Here is a 16,761-nt window from a genome sequence, read left to right on the forward strand (position 1 = left end):
GGGCGCGCCATGCTCATTGACATCAAAGATATCTATAAGATCTATAACGAGGGCCAGGAGAGCGAGGTCCGGGCCCTGGACGGGGTGTCTCTGGACATTGACCGCGGGGAATTCGTGGCCATTGTGGGCCAGTCCGGCTCGGGCAAGTCCACGCTGATGAACGTGCTGGGCTGTCTGGATATCCCCACCTATGGGGAGTATCACTTAAACGGGGTGGATGTGACCTCCCTGTCTGACAAGCAGCTGGCCCACATCCGCAACAAGGAGATCGGCTTCATCTTCCAGGGCTATAACCTGATCCAGGAGCTGGACGCTCTGGAGAACGTGACGCTGCCCCTCATCTATCAGGGCGTCTCGGTGTGGGACCGGGAGGACATCGCCATGGAGGCCCTGGCCCGGGTGGGCATGGATGACCGGGCCCACCACCGGCCCAGCCAGATGTCCGGCGGCCAGCAGCAGCGGGTGGCCATCGCCCGGGCCATCGCCACCCACCCCCCCATCATCATGGCCGACGAGCCCACCGGCGCATTGGACTCCAAGACCGGGCGGCACGTGCTGGAGATCCTCCGGGAGCTGTACCGGGAGGGCACCACCATCCTACTCATCACCCACGACGACGGCATCGCCGCCACCGCCCGCCGGGTGGTGCGGCTGTCAGACGGCAAGATCATTGCCGATCACCCCCAGGAGGTGGATTGGGCATGAACATCTGGCAGGCATTCACCATGGCCCTAAAGTCCATCGCCATGAAAAAGACCCGCTCTTTCCTCACCATGTTGGGTATCATCATCGGCGTGGCCAGCGTGGTCATCATGGTCTCGGTGGTCCAGGGGCAGAACAAGAAAAACATGGAGTATTTCGAGAAGATGGGCAACAACAAGATCAACGTCTCCGCCTACTCCTACTACGACAGCAACAACGAGACCTCCCAAAAGCTGTATGACTACTGCCTGTCCCTCAGCAATCTGGTGGACGGCATCACCCCCGACGTGGAGCTGGGCAACAAGGCCACCGTGCAGTACGGGGCCAAGACCCTGTCGGTCAACGACTACAGCAACGGCAACTACGACTGGGAGAAGGCCATGCACATCAAACTTGGCTCGGATCAATACGGGGTGTGCAACAACTATACCCTGGCCGGGGGCCGGGAGCTGTCCTTCCTGGACATTGAAAAGACCAACGCCGTGTGCGTGCTGGGGGCCGGGGCCAAGACCGCCCTGTTCGACTACACCGACCCGGTGGGCGAGACCATCACCATCAACGGCCAGCCCTTTTTGGTGGTGGGCTATTACCAGCCCATGTCGTTGGACGGCTGGCCGGAGATGGACAACATCATCGTCCTGCCCTACACCTTCAACCGCACCATGAACCAGAACAGCACCATCAGCAGCTATGTGGTCAAGGCCAAAAGCGCCTCCGCCACCACCGAGGCCATGACCCTGCTGGACGCCTATCTGGCCGGACTGTTCCCCAAGGACGAGATGGGCAACAGCACCCAGGGCGACTATTATGTCCAGAGCGACAACAGCTATGCCCAGGACATCAAGAGCCAGAACACCATGCAGGCCCTGGTGCTGGGGGCCATCGCCGGTATCTCTCTGCTGGTGGGCGGCATCGGCATCATGAACATCATGCTGGTCACCGTGACCGAGCGCACCCGGGAGATCGGCATCCGCAAGGCCATCGGCGCCGAGCGCAAGAGCATCATCACCCAGTTTTTGATCGAGGCGGCGGTGATCTGCTCCATCGGCGGCCTCATCGGCATCGGCATCGGCTGCGTGGGCACTCTGGTGGCCGGAAAGCTGCTGCTGAACGAGACGGCCATGCTGCCCAGCCCCTTCATCACCATGGGAGCCTTCCTGTTCTCGGTGGTGCTGGGCGTGATCTTCGGCATGTATCCCGCCATCAAGGCCTCCGGTCTGCAGCCGGTGGTGGCCCTGCGGGCGGAGTGAGCCAGCGAAACGTGAAAAGCGAAGACCAAAAGGAGTGAATATAAGACTATGAGACAAAAGCGCGTACTTTCTCTGGCCCTGGCGGCGGCGCTGGCCCTGTCCCTGTCCGTCCCCGCCGGGGCGGCGGGCGGCTCGTCCTTTTCCGACGTGTCTGACCGGACCACCGCCGTCAACGCCGACGTGCTACGGCTGATGGGCGTGGTGGACGGGGTGGGCGGCAACCGCTTCAACCCCGGCGCCAACCTGACCCGGGCGGAGTTTTGCACCATGGTGGTGAAATTTTTGCAGAAGGGGGACCAGGTGGCCATGAACGCCACCCGGACCATCTTCTCCGACGTGACCAGCCGCCACTGGGCCCTGGGCTATGTGAACCTGGCCTCCAGCCTGACGGTGGGGGGCGGCAGCAGCAGCTCCGGCTCCTCTGACGGCGGCGGCGACAGCGCCCCCGCCGCGGCCCTGATCTCCGGCGTGGGCAACGGGCGCTTTGACCCGGACGCCAAGATCAGCCTGGCCCAGGCGGCCACCATCCTCATCCGCGTCCTGGGCTATAACACCCAGCAGGTGGGGGCGGTGTGGCCGGAGAGCTATATGAACCTGGCCGCCTCCATCGGCCTGACCGACGGGGTAAACGCCGGGGCCTACAGCCCCATCACCCGCGCCCAGGCCGCCCAGCTGTTTGTCAACGCCCTGACCTGTAAGACCGGCGAGGGCAGCGACTATTACAAGGGCCTGGGCAGCGCCAAGAGCGACGTGGTCCTGCTAGCCGTGAACGTGGAGTCGGAGGACGGCAGCGTGGCAAAGGGAGCCATCCGCACCTCTGACGGGACCTATCTGCCCAAGGCGGACAACGTGACCCCCACCGGCCTTCAGGGCCGCCGGGGCACCTTAGTCACCAACGACAAGCAGGAGATCGTCACCTTTGTCCCCGACGACAGCATCTCCACCACCGTCACCCTGTCCGCCGACGCCCAGGCGGCCTATCTGAAGGGCACCGACGGCAAGCAGTACACCATCTCCGGCAGCACCCCCGTCTACACCGCCAGCAAGAGCGACGGGGAGAGCTATTCCAGCGCCCACACCTCCCTCTATGCCGGCAGTCAGGTCACTCTGTTTTCCCAGCGGGGCAAGATCGTCTCCGTCTATGTCAGCGGCGGCGCGGTCTCCTCTGACGGGGACGCGGTGGTGGTCATGGGTCCCGCCAGCGCGGCCACTTTCCACAAACTGACCGGCGGTGTGGAAAACTTCTCGATCCAGAAAAACCGCCAGACCATCGGCCTGTCCGGCATCAAGCCCTATGACGTGGTGACCTATGACGACCTGTCCAACACCCTGATCGTATCCGATCTGCGCCTGACCTGCGTACTGGAAAACGCCAGCCCCAACTTCAAGGCCCCGGAAAAGCTCACCGCTTTGGGACATGAGTTTGAAGTGCTGGATTCGGCATGGGACAATACGGGAGATTTCAGCACCGGCAGCCAGGTGGTCCTGCTGCTCACCGCCGACGGCAAGGTGGCCGGAATGGCCAAGCCCAGCGGCGACGTGGGCTCCACCGCCATCGGCACCGTGACGGCCGGCTCCGCCGAGGTGTTCCTGCCCAGCGGCGGCACGTTGAGCCTGAAGGGCACCGTATCCAGCGGCGACAAGCTGGCCGGACAGCTGGTGTCCATCACCTCGGGCACCAAGGGCCAGATCGGAGCCAGCAAGCTGCCCACCCGCCGGGCCGGCAGCGCCTTCTTGGTCAGTGCCATGAAGTTGGACGGCTATACCGTCACCCCCGGCGTGAAAATTTACGAGCAGACCAACAGCGGTTCCATGAGCCGCATCACTCTGGGCAGTCTGAACGGGGCGGACGTGCCCGCCTCCTCCATCGCCACCTACCATCTGAACTCCTCCAACATGGTGGACTACATCGTACTCAAGGATGTCACCGGCGATGCTTATATCTACGGCATCATGGTGTCCAAGACCAACATCACCGAGGAGGAGGTGCTGGTGGTGGACAAGAACGGCAATCCCGTGGTGGACGAGAACGGAAACTGGAAATACACCACCAAGAAGACCGACCATAAAACCTGGACCCTGGTCAGCCGCCAGTCCACCCAGTTCAGCACCGAGACGGACTACTCCGGCAAGAACGGGGACTTTGTAGGCGTGTCCGTCGGCCAGAACCTTAGCGGCGGGACCATGATCCGGGACGTGAAGGAACTCACCGAGATCAGAAACGTCACCCCCAAGGACTTCTTCGAGAAGGACGGCAGCTACTACGTCACCATCAGCGGCAAGACCTATGCTGTATCGGAAAATGTGGAGTGCTGCAAAAAGGTGGGCGGCAGCCGCTATACCCAGGACGACTGGTTCCAGCAGGACACCGGTGCCGAGCGCCTGAACGCCTGCCGGGTGTCTCACCAGAACATGACCATCTACATTGACCCCGTGGGTCAGCAGGTGCGCATTGTGGTGGGTAACTGAATAAACGCCCAGGGAGGGCCGACGGATGTCGGCCCTCCCTGGCTTTTTGTCTTTCAGCGGTATCCGGTGGCGTCCCGGACGGTGTTTTCCACGCCGTTTTTGGCCTCTTTGGCGGCGTTTGTTACGTCCCCTGCGGCCTTCTCTCCGGCGTTTTTCACGTCCTGTCCGGCGTCCTTCACGTCCTGGCCGATGTCTTTGGCGGCCTTTTCCGTGTCGCCCAGCATGTCCCGCACGTCCTGGGTGAAGTCCCGCTCCGCCCTGCCCGCCTGGTCCCGGATCTTTCCGGTGCGGGCGGCGGAGTAGTGCCCGTCCTCCAGATAGTCATAGGCGCTGCGGGCGCTGCGCTGGTCCGGGCCGCTGTTGCCTGTGCCGGTGCGGCTGGCTGTGGGGTCGCCGCTGTTGGCGGCGGTGCCGCAGGCCGTCAGGCTCAGCGACAGGACCAGGGCGGCCACTGCCGCCGCGTATCCCCGTCTGCTCACTGTGCATTCCCCCCGCTTGTTGCTGCGGAAGTTCCATCCGGGGCTTATTGTGCGCTGTTTTTGGCGGAACGATGCTGGAATTTTTTGCGCGGCGCGTGGAAAAACCGGTGCAGCAGCCCCGCCGCGTTCGCCCCCAGACTTTTTTTCTCCGGCTGGGGCTGGGGCGGCGTGTGGGGGGACTGCTCCATGAAATAGTTCTGGCAGTCGAAGGGCACCGCCCCGTGCCGCCGGGCATAGGTCCCGTCTGGCAGCAGGTCGCTGGCCTTCACGTTGTCCCGCAGCTGGCTTTCCAGCATCCACCGCAGCTGCTGCTTCAGCTGGGGGTCGTGGACGGGACAGGCGATCTCCACCCGGCGGTCCAGGTTCCGGGTCATCAGGTCGGCGGAGGACAGATACACCGCCCCCTGCTCCCCCCGGCCAAAGACATAGACCCGGGCGTGCTCTAAATAGCGGCCCACCACGCTGGTGATGTGGATGTTGTCCGTGTACCCCGGCACCCCGGGCAGGATGCAGCAGATGCCCCGGATGATGAGCCGCACCTCCGTCCCCGCCTGAGAGGCCTTGCACAGCCGGTCGATCACCGCCCGGTGGGTGACGGAGTTGGCCTTGATGCAGATGTAGCCCTCTCGGCCCAGGGCAGCCTGGCCGTCGATCCGGCGGCACAGCTCCTCCCGGATGCCGAAGGGGGACACCCGCAGCTGGCGGTATTTCCCCTCCAGGTCGTTGACCAGCATGTTGCGGAAGAAGGCCGCCGCGTCCTCCCCGATGGCCTGGTCGGCGGTCATCAGACACAGGTCGGTGTACATGGCGTTGGTCTTTTCGTTATAGTTGCCCGTGCCGATCTGGGTGAGATAGCCCGTCTTGCCCCGGCTGCGGGTGGTGATGAGACAGACCTTGCTGTGGCACTTAAAGCCCTCCATGCCATAGATGACCTGGCAGCCCGCCTCCTCCAGCTGTTTGGCCCAGGCTAAGTTATGGGCCTCGTCAAACCGGGCCCGCAACTCCATCAGCACCAGCACGTCCTTCCCGTTCTCCACCGCCCGGCACAAGATCCGGGCCACCTTGGACGGGGAGGCCAGGCGATAGATGGTGATCTTGACGGACAGCACCTCCGGGTCCTCCGCTGCCTGGCTCAGCAGCAGCAGAAAGGGCTCCACTGAGTCATAGGGATAGAAGAGCAGCTTGTCCTGCTGCTCTACCTGGGCCCGGATGGGCTTCTGCCGGTCCAGGTCCTCCGGCCAGCGGCCCTCGTAAGGGGGATAGAGCAGGGAGACCGACACCTCCCGGGGCAAAGTGCCAATCAGATTGAACACATAGCCCATGTTCAGGGGACAGGGGTCGGCAAAGACCTGGCGGTCCTCCACCCCGGCCAGCTGGGCCAGCTTTTTGGCAAAGTCGGGGGACACCCGCCGGTCCAGCTCCAGGCGCACGGCGGACAGGTGGTCCCGCTTTTTCAGCAGCTTGGACATGTGCCGCCGAAAGTCCTCCTCGTCATCCTCGAACTTCTCGTCGTCAAAGCTGATGTCCGCGTTCCGGGTGACGCACATGAGGCAGCTCTCCCGCACCAGCTGCTCTCCGAACAGGGTGCCCGCCCAGCGCAGCAGAATGTTCTCCCCCCGGACAAAGCGCCGCCCGTCCGCCAGCATCACATAGGGGTCCAGCCTGTCGGGCATGGGCACGATGCCGATGGACTGCCGCCCCTTCTTGTCCTGGAGGAGCAGGGCGGCATACAGCCGCTTGCCCACTAAGTGGGGCACGGGGTGGTGGGGGCCAATGACGATGGGAGAGAGCACCGGGGTCATCTCCGTTTTGAAATAGCGCCAGATGCGCTTCAGCTCCTCCGCCGTCAGCGCTTCCGGGTCCATGTCCCGGATGCCCCAGCGGTCCAGCTCCTCCATCACCCCGGCATAGATGCGCTTTTTTCGCTCCAGCAGACCGGGCACGGCCCGATAAATGGCCCGCAGCTGGTCCCGGGCGGTCATGCCCGTCTTGCTGTCCCGCTCCTCGGGGGACATGCGGGCAATGTCGAACAGGCTGCCCACCCGGACCATGAAGAACTCGTCTAAGTTGCTGGTGAAGATGGACACGAATTTCAGCCGTTCTAAGGGCGGCACGGCGGGGTCCGCCGCCTCCTCCAGCACCCGCTGGTCAAAGCGCAGCCAGCTCAGTTCCCGGTTCTGCGTATAGGGGCAGCGGGTGTTTGCAGCATTTGACATAAATATCCCTCCCGAACGCCGTAGCGGCTGACCACCAGCTCGTCGGCGTGAAAAGCCTTGATGATATGGACCAGGACCATCAGCCCCGGCACCAGGGTGTGGATGCGGTCCGGGGCCGTCTTTAAGATCAGCCCGGCGGCCTCCCGCTCCCCCTGGGTCAGCAGGTTGACCAGCTCCTCCAGCTGCGCCCGGGTGACAGTGCGGCAGTCCCCGTCCAGGTCAAACCGCTGCCGGGCCAGCTTTAACACCGCCCGGGCCGTGCCCCCCACGCCTACTAACGGGGAGCGCTTCTCCTTGGGGTCGAGGCCCTTCTCGTCCATCTCCCGGCGGAGGGTATGGCGGATGCGCTCCAGAGAGCCGGGGCCGGGGAGAATTTTCTTCACACAGGTGCGGTAAAGGCTGAGGGAGCCCACAGCGAAGCTGGCCGAGTCCACCACCTGGCCGCCCTGAAAGGCGACCACCTCGGTGCTGGCCCCGCCCACGTCCACAAAGACGCCGCTTTTCAGGTGCAGCTCCTCCATGGCCCCGGCGTAGCCCAGCCGGGCCTCCTGCTGGCCGCTGAGCACCGTCACGGGAAAGCCGGTGGCCTGCTGCAATTCCCGCACCGCCTGGTCCGTGTTGGTCACGTTGCGCAAAGACGCGGTGGCGATCACCGCCACACGATGGATGTCCAGCAGCTCCAGCGTCCGCTTGAACTCCAGCAGGGCGCTTTTGGCCCGGGCCACGCCCTCGCCGCTCAGGGCGCCCCGCTCCACATAGCCCGCCAGCCCCGCCATGATCTTCTCCCGGAACAAAATGTTAAAATTCCGCCCCTCCACGGCGTAAAGGGTCAGGCGGATGGAGTTTGAACCGATGTCGATGACAGCCTGTTTCATGCCAGTCTCCTTGTTTTTTGTATTTTTCCGCAAAATTCGCGCCCAACTGTCCGGGCGCTGCCCTATCAGTATAGTGTGCCCGCCGCCGGGCCGCTATCCCGCCCGTGTTAAATGCCTGTATCATTTTTGTAAAGTCAGCAAAGTTTTGTGCTGATTTTGCGCTTTCCGGCGAAAAGTTCCCGCCTCTTTGGCAAAAAAACTCTTCCCCTCCCCTTGCATTTGCACGCCCGTTATGGTATAGTCTTATTGTAATTAAGGTAGTATTGGTAAGAGTGGGGTCAAGGCTCCGCTCTTTTTGATTGACTAAATGGGCCGAAGCACCTGTTTTTCGGCCCGGTGGGAGGAGTATTCCATGGCAAAAGTGACCGACGTTGTGGCCCAGCTGGCCGCCCCCGTGGTGGAGCAGGCGGGCTGCTCCCTCTGGGACGTGGAGTATGTGAAGGAGGCCGGGGAGTGGTTCCTGCGGGTCTATATCGACAAGGAGGGCGGCATCTCCATCGACGACTGCGAGGCCGTGTCCCGCCCCCTGTCCGACCTGCTGGACGAGGCCGACCCCATCGAGGGCAGCTATACCTTCGAGGTGTCCTCCGCCGGGGCGGACCGGGTGCTGAGAAAGCCCGAGCACTTCGCCCAGGAACAGGGGCAGGAGGTAGAGGTCAAGCTCTATCGCCCCCGGGACGGCCGAAAGGACTTTGTGGGCATGCTCCAGTCCTGGCGGGACGGGGACGTGACCCTGGACGTGGGCGGCGAGCCCATCACCTTTGAGAAAAAGAGATCGCGCTGGTACGGCTGTACCCCCGCTTCTGATTCGTTTAGGAGGAACACACTGTGGCTAAGAGAACGACAAAACCCGCAAACAGCAACGAACTGGACGGCAAGGAGTTTTTTGCCGCCATCGCCCAGATCGAGCAGGAGAAGGGCATCAAGCCCGGCTATATGATGGAGAAGATCACCCAGGCGCTGCTGTCCGCCTATCGCCGGGACCACGAGGGCGTGGGCGATAACCTGGTCATCGACGCCGACCCCGACACCTGCACCGTCCGCCTGTTCCTGAAGAAGGACATCGTGGAGGAGGTAGACAACCCCGCCACCGAGATCAGCCTGGAGGAGGCCCGTCTGGTCCTGCCCCAGGCCCAGCTGGGCGACGTGGTCCGCATGGAGATCAAGCCCAAGAACTTTGGCCGCGTGGCCGCTCAGACCGCCCGCCAGGTCATCGTCCAGGGCATCCGCGAGGCCGAGCAGGGCATGATCTATGACGAGTTCTGCAATAAGGAGCACGAGCTGCTCACCGGCATCGTCACCCGCATCGACCCCCGCAACGGCTCCGTCACCCTGCGCATCCACTCCGGCTCTGAGTTCACCGACGCCTATCTGGGTGCCAACGAGCAGGTGAAGGGCGAGCACTATGTGGAGGGCCAGCGCCTGAAAGTCTATGTGGTGGAGGTCCGCCACGCCACCAAGGGGCCCCAGGTCCTCATCTCCCGCACCCACCCCGGCCTGGTCAAGCGCCTGTTCGAGATGGAGGTGCCCGAAATTTACGACGGCACTGTGGAGATCAAGTCCGTGGCCCGGGAGGCTGGCTCCCGCACCAAGCTGGCCGTGTGGTCCGCCGACCCCAACGTGGACCCCATCGGCGCCTGCGTGGGCCCCAAGGGACAGCGGGTGAACACCATTGTGGAGGAACTCAAGGGCGAGAAGATGGACATCATTCGCTTCTCCGAGGACCCGACCCAGTACATCGCCGCCGCCCTGTCCCCCGCCGACGTGGTCAGCGTGGAGGAGCTGCCCGACGGCAAGAGCTGCCGGGTGGTGGTCCCCGACGACCAGCTGTCCCTGGCCATCGGCAAGGAGGGCCAGAACGCCCGTCTGGCCGCCAAGCTCACCGGCTATAAGATCGACATCAAGCCTGCCTCCGCCCCCGCCGAGGACCCTGCCGAGGCCGAGGCCCTGTTCACCGAGCCCGCCTCCGCCGAGGAGACCGTCGAGAGCGAGACTGCCAAGACCGAGGAGTAATTTGCCTGCCCGGGCGGTTATTAGCCGCCCCCACCATATGAAAAGGGGTTGTGACGTTTGCCCAAAAAGATTCCCATGCGCCAGTGTGTCGGCTGCCGGGAGATGAAACCGAAAAAAGAGCTCATCCGGGTGGTGCGCTCCCCCGAGGGGGCCGTGAGCCTGGACTTTAAGGGCAAGCTGCCCGGACGGGGGGCCTATGTGTGCCCCGACCCGGCCTGTCTGGCCCGGGCCCGCAAGTCCAAGGCCCTGGAGCGCGCCTTCTCCGCCGCCCTGCCCCCCGAGGTGTGGCAGGCCCTGGAGGAGCAGATGAAGGAGGTGCCCGCTGATGGCTAACGATCCCATTCTCCACCTGCTGGGCCTGGCCAAAAAGGCCGGACGGCTGGAGATCGGCGAGGAGCCCGTGGGGGCCCTGTGCCGCGCCCGCCACGCCCGGCTCATTCTGCTGGCCAGCGACGCCGCCCCCAACACCCGCCGCCGCTGCGCCCACTTCGGCGAGATTGGCAACGTGCTGTGGCTGGAAGTGCCCGCCACCAAGGCGGAGCTGGGCTTCTGCCTGGGCCGCACCTCCTGCGCCATGCTGGCTTTGAGCGACGCGGGCTTTGCCGCCTCCATTGTGGAAAAGCTCTCCGCCCGCGACCCGGAGCACTATGGCCCCGCCGCCCAGCAGCTGCGGACCAAGGCCGACCGGATGCTCCAGCGCCAGCGGGAAAAACGTCAGCACGAGAAAAACCTGCGGGAGGGCAAGCGCAAGCCCTGGGCTCCGCCCCCCCAGCCTAAGCAGGAGCAGCCTGCCAAAGATTCCAAGACCCAGGGCGGCCCGGACCGGAAGAAGTCCCGGCCCCCCCGTCATACGAAGCCGCACCGCCCCGGGGATACGGCTTCCCACACCAAGGCCGGTTTTGACCGGCCCAGCCGTTCCAACAAGCCCGGCCCCGGCGGCCGGCGTCTGACCGGCAAGTTCCGGCACGATTCCTAAGAAACGAGGTGGCTTCCCCCTATGATGATAAAATATCCCATCCACAAGGTGGCCAAGGACTTTAAGAAGGGCAGCAAAGAGCTCCCCTCCAAAGAGGTCATGGACATCCTGACCCAGTATGGTCATCCCCCCAAGAACCACATGCAGCCCCTGACCGACCAGGAGCTGTCCATCGTGTTCGAGTATCTGACCCAGCACAACCAGATCGACTCCATCGAGTCGGTGTACGCCGACGTCTATCACGACGCCAAGCCCGCCCCCAAGCAGGTCGCTCCCGCCGCCGCCAAGCCCCAGCAGGGCAAGGCTGCCCCCGCCCAGCAGCACGGCCAGAACCAGGGCAATCACAATAACAACGCCCAGGCTCAGCACAAGGGCCAGCAGCAGGCTCCCGCCGCCAAGCAGACCCAGACCGTCACCCAGCCCACCTCCCGCATCCCCGCCAAGAAAGTGGTGGACACCCGGGGCGGCGGCAGCGTGAACCTGGATAAGTATGACGAGCGGCTGGAGTCCTTCACCAGTGAGAAGACCCAGGACCGGGGCGGCAAGCAGAAGTTCCAGGGCCGCAACGCCCAGCGCCAGCGGGGCGGCAGACAGGCCGGCAATTTTGGCAACAAGCGCCGCCAGGAGGAGCAGGACCGCCTGCGCCGCCTCCAGCTGGAGATCGCCAAGAAGGCCCCCGTCAAGGTCATGATCCCCGACGAGATCAGCGTGGGCGAGCTTGCCAGCCGCATGAAGAAGACCGGTGCGGAAGTGGTCAAGTGCCTCATCAAAAACGGCGTGATGGCCTCCCTCAGCGACGTGATCGACTATGACACCGCCGCCATCATCGCCGAGGAGATGGGCTGTAAAGTAGAGAAAGAGGTCGTCGTCACCATCGAGGAGAAGCTGATCGACACCACCGAGGACAAGGAGGAGGATCTGCTCCCCCGCGCCCCCGTGGTGGTCGTCATGGGCCACGTGGACCACGGCAAGACCTCTCTGCTGGACTATATCCGCCACGCCAACGTGGTCTCCGGCGAGGCCGGCGGCATCACCCAGCACATCGGTGCCTATCAGGTGAACGTGAAGGGCAGCCCCGTCACCTTCCTGGACACCCCCGGCCACGAGGCCTTCACCGCCATGCGCGCCCGGGGCGCTATGATCACCGACGTGGCCATCCTGGTGGTGGCCGCCGACGACGGCATCATGCCCCAGACCGTGGAGTCCATCAACCACGCCAAGGCCGCCGAGATCCCCATCATCGTGGCCATCAACAAGATGGATAAGCCCACCGCCAACCCCGACCGCATTATGCAGCAGCTCACCGAGTATGAGCTGGTGCCCGAGGAGTGGGGCGGCGACACCATCATCTGCCCCATCTCCGCCAAGACCGGCCAGGGCATCGACAACCTGCTGGACATGGTGGTCCTCACCGCCGAGATGCGGGAGCTGAAGGCCAACCCCAACCGCGCCGCCCATGGCGCTGTCATCGAGGCCCGGCTGGACAAGGGCCGCGGCCCCGTGGCCACCCTGCTGGTCCAGAACGGCACCCTGCACCAGGGCGACGTGATCATCGCCGGCACTGCCGTGGGCCGTGTCCGCGCCATGACCGACGCCCGGGGCAAGAAGCTCAACGACGCCGGTCCCTCCGTCCCCGTGGAGATCATCGGCATGAGCGAGGTGCCCGGCGCAGGCGACGAGTTCCACGCCGTGGCCGACGAGCGCATGGCCCGCGAGCTGGCCGAGCAGCGCAAGCAGGAACAGAAGGCAGCCGTGGCCAGCCCCGTGGGCAAGGTCTCTCTGGAGGATCTGTTCAGCCAGATCCAGGCCGGTGAGATGAAGAACCTGAACATCATCGTCAAGGCCGACGTCCAGGGCTCTGCCGAGGCCGTGAAGGCCAGCCTGGAGAAGCTGTCCAACGAGGAGGTCCGGGTGCGGGTCATCCACTGCGCCGTGGGTGCCATCAGCGAGAGCGACGTGATGCTGGCCTCCACCTCCGGCGCTATCATCGTGGGCTTCAATGTCCGCCCCGACGCCAACGCCAAGGAGTCTGCCGCCCGCATGAACGTGGATATGCGCATGTACCGGGTCATCTATGACGCCATCAACGAGGTGGAGACGGCCATGAAGGGCATGCTCACCCCCAAGTTCAAAGAGGTGGACCTGGGCCGGGCCGAGGTGCGCAGCGTCTTCAAGATCACCGGCGTGGGCATGGTGGCCGGCTGCTATGTGCTGGACGGCAAGATGCAGCGGGGCGCGCAGATGCGTCTGCTGCGGGACAACATCGTCATTTACGACGGCGCCATCGCCTCCCTCCAGCGCTTCAAGGACTCCGTCAAGGAGGTCGCCGCCGGTTACGAGTGCGGCATCACCTTCGAGAAGTTCCAGGACATCAAGGAGGGCGACATCATCGAGGCCTTCCTCATGGAGCAGATCGAAGTGTAAGCAAATTTCTGAAACCAACCATTTTGTGGGGGCGGGCGTTTTCGCCCGCCCCCATTTGCATATCTCCGAGAACCTAAAGGAGGAATTCTGTTATGGCAAGCAATCGGATCGGACGCATCAACGAGGAGATCCAGCGGGAGCTGGCCTCCCTCATCCCCAACGTGAAGGACCCCCGGGTGTCCGGGCTCATCTCCGTCACCGCCGTGGACACCACCCCCGACCTGCGGTACGCCAAAATTTATATCAGCGTGCTGGACAAGAGCGACTGCGCCCAGGTGCTCAAGGGTCTGAAGTCCGCCTCCGGCTATCTCCGCCGGGAGCTGGGCCACGCCCTTCAGCTGCGCTATACCCCGGAGCTCACCTTCGTCCGGGACGACTCCATCGACCAGGGCGCCCACATCCTGGACATGCTGCGCAACCCCAACGTGGTCAAGCCCGCCAACCCCGCCAACGAGCACATCCATCTGGACGAGGAGTGAATGCCATGAGCGCTTCTATCACCATTCAGGCTGCCGCCGACTTTCTCCGCGATCACGACGGCTATCTCATTCTGACCCACCTCCGCCCCGACGGGGACACGGTGGGCTGCGCCGCCGCCCTGTGCCGGGCCCTGCGCCAGCTGGGCAAGCGGGCCTTCGTCCTGCCAAACCCCCAGGCCTCCTCCCTGTTCACCCCCTATTTTGAGGGGCTTCTGGCCGAAGACGGCTTTGCCCCGGACACGGTGGTGTCGGTGGACATCGCCGCCCGGGGGCTGTTCCCCGACAACGCCCAGAAATATCTTCCCCGGGTGGACCTGGCCATTGACCACCACCCCTCCCAGGAGTTCTTCGCCCAGCGCACCTGTCTGGACGCGGGCCGGGCCGCCTGTGGCGAGCTGATGTATGACATCCTCCGCCTGCTGGGCCCCGTCACCGGCGACATCGCCACGGCCCTGTATGTGGCCGTGTCCACCGACTGCGGCTGCTTTGTCTATGGCAACACCACCGCCGCCACCCACCGGGTGGCCGCCGACCTCATCGACTGCGGCATTCCCCTCTCCCAGCTGAACAAGCGGCACTTCCGCACAAAGAGCATCCGCCGCCTGCGGCTGGAGAGCGCCATCATCGCCGGGATGCAGCTCTATGACCAGAGGACCATCGCCGTGGCGGCCCTCACCCTGGACATGATGGCCGCCGTGGGGGCCGACGAGCGGGACGCGGAGGACATCGCCTCTCTGGTGGGCCAGCTGGAGGGGGTCAAGACCAGCGTGACCATCCGGGAGCTGGCCCCCGGCAAGTGCAAGATCTCTCTGCGCACCGACCCCCAGGACCTGAACGCCAGCACCGTCTGCGCCCTGATGGGTGGCGGGGGCCACGCCGCCGCCTCCGGGGCCACCCTGGACCTGCCCGTGGAGGAGACCCGGGCCGCCGTGCTGGACGCCATCCACCAGGTGAAGGCCGCCGCCCGCGCCTGAAGAGCACCTGATACCTGACAGAAAAGGAGAGGACCTTTCCCATGCCAAGCGGGATCATCGTCATTGACAAGCCCTCTGACTGGACCAGCATGGACGTGTGCGCCAAGCTGCGGGGCCGGTTTCACGAAAAGCGGGTGGGCCACGGGGGGACACTGGACCCCATGGCCACCGGGGTGCTGCCCGTCTTTCTGGGCCGGGCCACCCGGGCCGTCACCTTCGCCAGTGAATCCGAAAAGGAATATCAGTTCGGTTTAAAACTGGGCGTTGTCACCAATACCCAGGACGTCACCGGGGAGATCGTCCGGCAGACCCCCTTCATCGGCACGGCGGAGAATCTGCTGGCCGTTCTGCCAACGTTCCGGGGGGACATCCAGCAGGTGCCCCCCATGTACTCCGCCATCAAGATCAACGGACAGAAGCTCTATGACCTGGCCCGGAAGGGCCGGGAGGTGGAGCGCGCCCCCCGCCCGGTGACCATCCACGCCCTGGAGCTGGAGGACCAGCTGGGCCCGGACGAGTTCCTGCTGCGGGTGCGCTGCTCCAAGGGGACCTATGTGCGCACCCTGTGCCACGACATCGGTGCCGCCGTGGGTTGCGGCGGCTGCATGAGCAGTCTGCGCCGGACCATGGCCGCCGGGTTCACCCTGGCCGACAGCGTCACCCTGGACGCCGTCCTCCAGGCCGACGACCCCGCCGCCCTGCTGCTGCCGGTGGACGCCTATTTCTCCGGATATCCCGACCTGGTGGCGAACCCGGAGCAGGAGAAGCGCATCCGCAACGGCGCGGCCCTGCCTATGCCCGGGCTGCCCGACGGGCGCTATCGGGTCTATGGTCAGGACGGGACCTTCCTGGCCCTGAGTCAGGGGGAGAACGGCGTGCTGACCACGGTGAAGAGCTTTTACGAGGTTTGAATTTTCTACCTCTTGCAATATAAAGGAGCGAAATTACTTTGAGTACACCAAAACGTGTCATTGCCCTGGGCTTTTTCGACGGGGTACACAAGGGCCACGGGGCTCTGCTCCGCACGGTGGCCCAGGTGGCCGACCGGCTGGGGGCCAAGCCCTGTGCCTTTACCTTTGACCGCAGCCCCACCGCCGCCATCACCGGCCAGGCCGTCCCCCTGCTCAGCTCGGTGGAGGACCGGGTGTGGCTGATGCGCCGGTACTATGGCATCGAAGAGGTCATCGTGGCCCCCTTCGATGGGATGCAGAAGATGGACTGGCAGGACTTTGTGTCGGAATATCTGCAAAAAGAGCTGGGGGCCGTCCACGTGGTGGCCGGACACGACTTCCACTTTGGCTATATGGGCAAGGGCAACCCCCAGCGCCTCCAGGAGAAGTGCCGGGAGCTGGGCATGGGCTGCGACATCATCCAAAAGGTAGAGCAGGACGGTATCACCATCTCCTCCACCTATATCCGCACCCTCATCGCTCAGGGGGAGGTGGAACGGGCGGACCAGTTCCTGGGCCATCCCCACACCCTGACCAACCGGGTGGCCCACGGGAAGAAGATCGGCACCACCACCCTGGGCTTTCCCACGGTGAACCTGCTCATCCCCCAGGGGGTCATCGTCCCCGCCTTCGGCGTGTACGCCACCCGGGTGTGGTTCGACGGACAGTGCCGCTGCGCCGTGACCAACGTGGGGGTGCGCCCCACGGTGGAGGACAACGACGGCCACGTCACTGTGGAGGGCTTTATCCTGGACTTTGACGGCGACCTGTATGGCCACGAGATCCGCATGGAGTTTTATAAATACCTCCGGCCCGAGCAGTGCTTCCCCTCTATGGACGCCCTGGCCGCAGAGATCCGCCGCAACGCCCAGCAGACCCGGGACTATTTCCGCCAGCTGACCTGATCCCGCCCCTTCCCGCCCGCCGCTCCGCCAGCCGGGGCCTGAGTTTCCA

Annotated in this window: 15 protein-coding genes; 12 read left to right on the plus strand and 3 right to left on the minus strand. The window is 64.3% G+C overall.

Features of this window, described 5'->3' with window-relative positions:
- Window positions 1-9: 9 nt before the first annotated feature.
- From ACSAMP_RS01515 to ACSAMP_RS01525, 3 genes are read left to right on the plus strand one after another with little or no spacing between them, the layout of a single operon-like run.
- Complete coding sequence (locus ACSAMP_RS01515; RefSeq protein WP_147561471.1) at window positions 10-705, plus strand: ABC transporter ATP-binding protein; 696 nt, start codon at window positions 10-12, stop codon at window positions 703-705.
- On the plus strand, window positions 702-1,952 hold the full coding sequence (locus ACSAMP_RS01520) for an ABC transporter permease (RefSeq protein WP_457799266.1): 1,251 nt from the start codon (window positions 702-704) through the stop codon (window positions 1,950-1,952). The genes ACSAMP_RS01515 and ACSAMP_RS01520 overlap by 4 nt, the downstream gene beginning before the upstream one ends.
- 48 nt (window positions 1,953-2,000) lie before the next feature.
- Window positions 2,001-4,421 (plus strand): S-layer homology domain-containing protein, encoded by a 2,421-nt coding sequence (locus tag ACSAMP_RS01525; RefSeq protein WP_457799267.1) that lies wholly within the window; start codon window positions 2,001-2,003, stop codon window positions 4,419-4,421.
- Window positions 4,422-4,474: 53 nt separating this feature from the next.
- On the opposite strand, the gene ACSAMP_RS01530 is transcribed toward ACSAMP_RS01525, so the two are convergent.
- From ACSAMP_RS01530 to ACSAMP_RS01540, 3 genes are read right to left on the minus strand one after another with little or no spacing between them, the layout of a single operon-like run.
- Entirely contained in the window at window positions 4,475-4,900 is a 426-nt protein-coding gene (locus tag ACSAMP_RS01530) for a hypothetical protein (RefSeq protein ID WP_441796208.1), read from the minus strand.
- A 44-nt stretch (window positions 4,901-4,944) separates the two neighbouring features.
- Window positions 4,945-7,116, minus strand: coding sequence for a polyphosphate kinase 1 (gene ppk1 / locus ACSAMP_RS01535; RefSeq protein WP_457799268.1), 2,172 nt, complete (start codon window positions 7,114-7,116; stop codon window positions 4,945-4,947).
- Window positions 7,065-7,991, minus strand: coding sequence for a Ppx/GppA phosphatase family protein (locus ACSAMP_RS01540; protein ID WP_441796210.1), 927 nt, complete (start codon window positions 7,989-7,991; stop codon window positions 7,065-7,067). Before ACSAMP_RS01540 ends, ppk1 begins: the two co-directional genes overlap by 52 nt.
- Window positions 7,992-8,343: 352 nt before the next feature.
- Here ACSAMP_RS01540 and ACSAMP_RS01545 point away from each other — a divergent pair, with 352 nt between their 5' ends.
- The 9 genes from ACSAMP_RS01545 (at window position 8,344) to ribF (ending at window position 16,712) form a co-directional block, all read left to right on the plus strand.
- Window positions 8,344-8,931 (plus strand): ribosome maturation factor RimP, encoded by a 588-nt coding sequence (locus ACSAMP_RS01545; protein WP_457799269.1) that lies wholly within the window; start codon window positions 8,344-8,346, stop codon window positions 8,929-8,931.
- The gene (nusA, locus tag ACSAMP_RS01550) at window positions 8,820-10,004 is read left to right on the plus strand and encodes a transcription termination factor NusA (RefSeq protein WP_457799270.1); all 1,185 of its coding nucleotides are present in this window, start codon (window positions 8,820-8,822) and stop codon (window positions 10,002-10,004) included. The genes ACSAMP_RS01545 and nusA overlap by 112 nt, the downstream gene beginning before the upstream one ends.
- Before the next feature lie 57 nt (window positions 10,005-10,061).
- Window positions 10,062-10,337, plus strand: a complete 276-nt coding sequence (rnpM, locus tag ACSAMP_RS01555) for an RNase P modulator RnpM (RefSeq protein ID WP_457799271.1) — start codon at window positions 10,062-10,064, stop codon at window positions 10,335-10,337.
- Window positions 10,330-10,980, plus strand: coding sequence for a L7Ae/L30e/S12e/Gadd45 family ribosomal protein (locus ACSAMP_RS01560; protein WP_457799272.1), 651 nt, complete (start codon window positions 10,330-10,332; stop codon window positions 10,978-10,980). Before rnpM ends, ACSAMP_RS01560 begins: the two co-directional genes overlap by 8 nt.
- Before the next feature lie 21 nt (window positions 10,981-11,001).
- Window positions 11,002-13,404 carry a translation initiation factor IF-2 gene (gene infB / locus ACSAMP_RS01565; RefSeq protein WP_457799273.1) on the plus strand — a complete coding sequence of 801 codons (2,403 nt, stop codon included), beginning with the start codon at window positions 11,002-11,004 and terminating at the stop codon, window positions 13,402-13,404.
- Between the two features lie 92 nt (window positions 13,405-13,496).
- Window positions 13,497-13,883 (plus strand): 30S ribosome-binding factor RbfA, encoded by a 387-nt coding sequence (gene rbfA, locus ACSAMP_RS01570; protein WP_186877407.1) that lies wholly within the window; start codon window positions 13,497-13,499, stop codon window positions 13,881-13,883.
- A 5-nt stretch (window positions 13,884-13,888) separates the two neighbouring features.
- A complete protein-coding gene (locus tag ACSAMP_RS01575) occupies window positions 13,889-14,857 on the plus strand; it encodes a DHH family phosphoesterase (protein ID WP_457799274.1) in 969 nt (322 codons plus the stop codon).
- 41 nt (window positions 14,858-14,898) lie between these two features.
- Window positions 14,899-15,768, plus strand: coding sequence for a tRNA pseudouridine(55) synthase TruB (gene truB / locus ACSAMP_RS01580; RefSeq protein ID WP_457799275.1), 870 nt, complete (start codon window positions 14,899-14,901; stop codon window positions 15,766-15,768).
- Between the two features lie 38 nt (window positions 15,769-15,806).
- Window positions 15,807-16,712, plus strand: a complete 906-nt coding sequence (gene ribF / locus ACSAMP_RS01585; RefSeq protein WP_457799276.1) for a riboflavin biosynthesis protein RibF — start codon at window positions 15,807-15,809, stop codon at window positions 16,710-16,712.
- Window positions 16,713-16,761 lie beyond the last annotated feature (49 nt).

It is taken from the genome of Flintibacter sp. SJQ-8, from assembly GCF_054108085.1.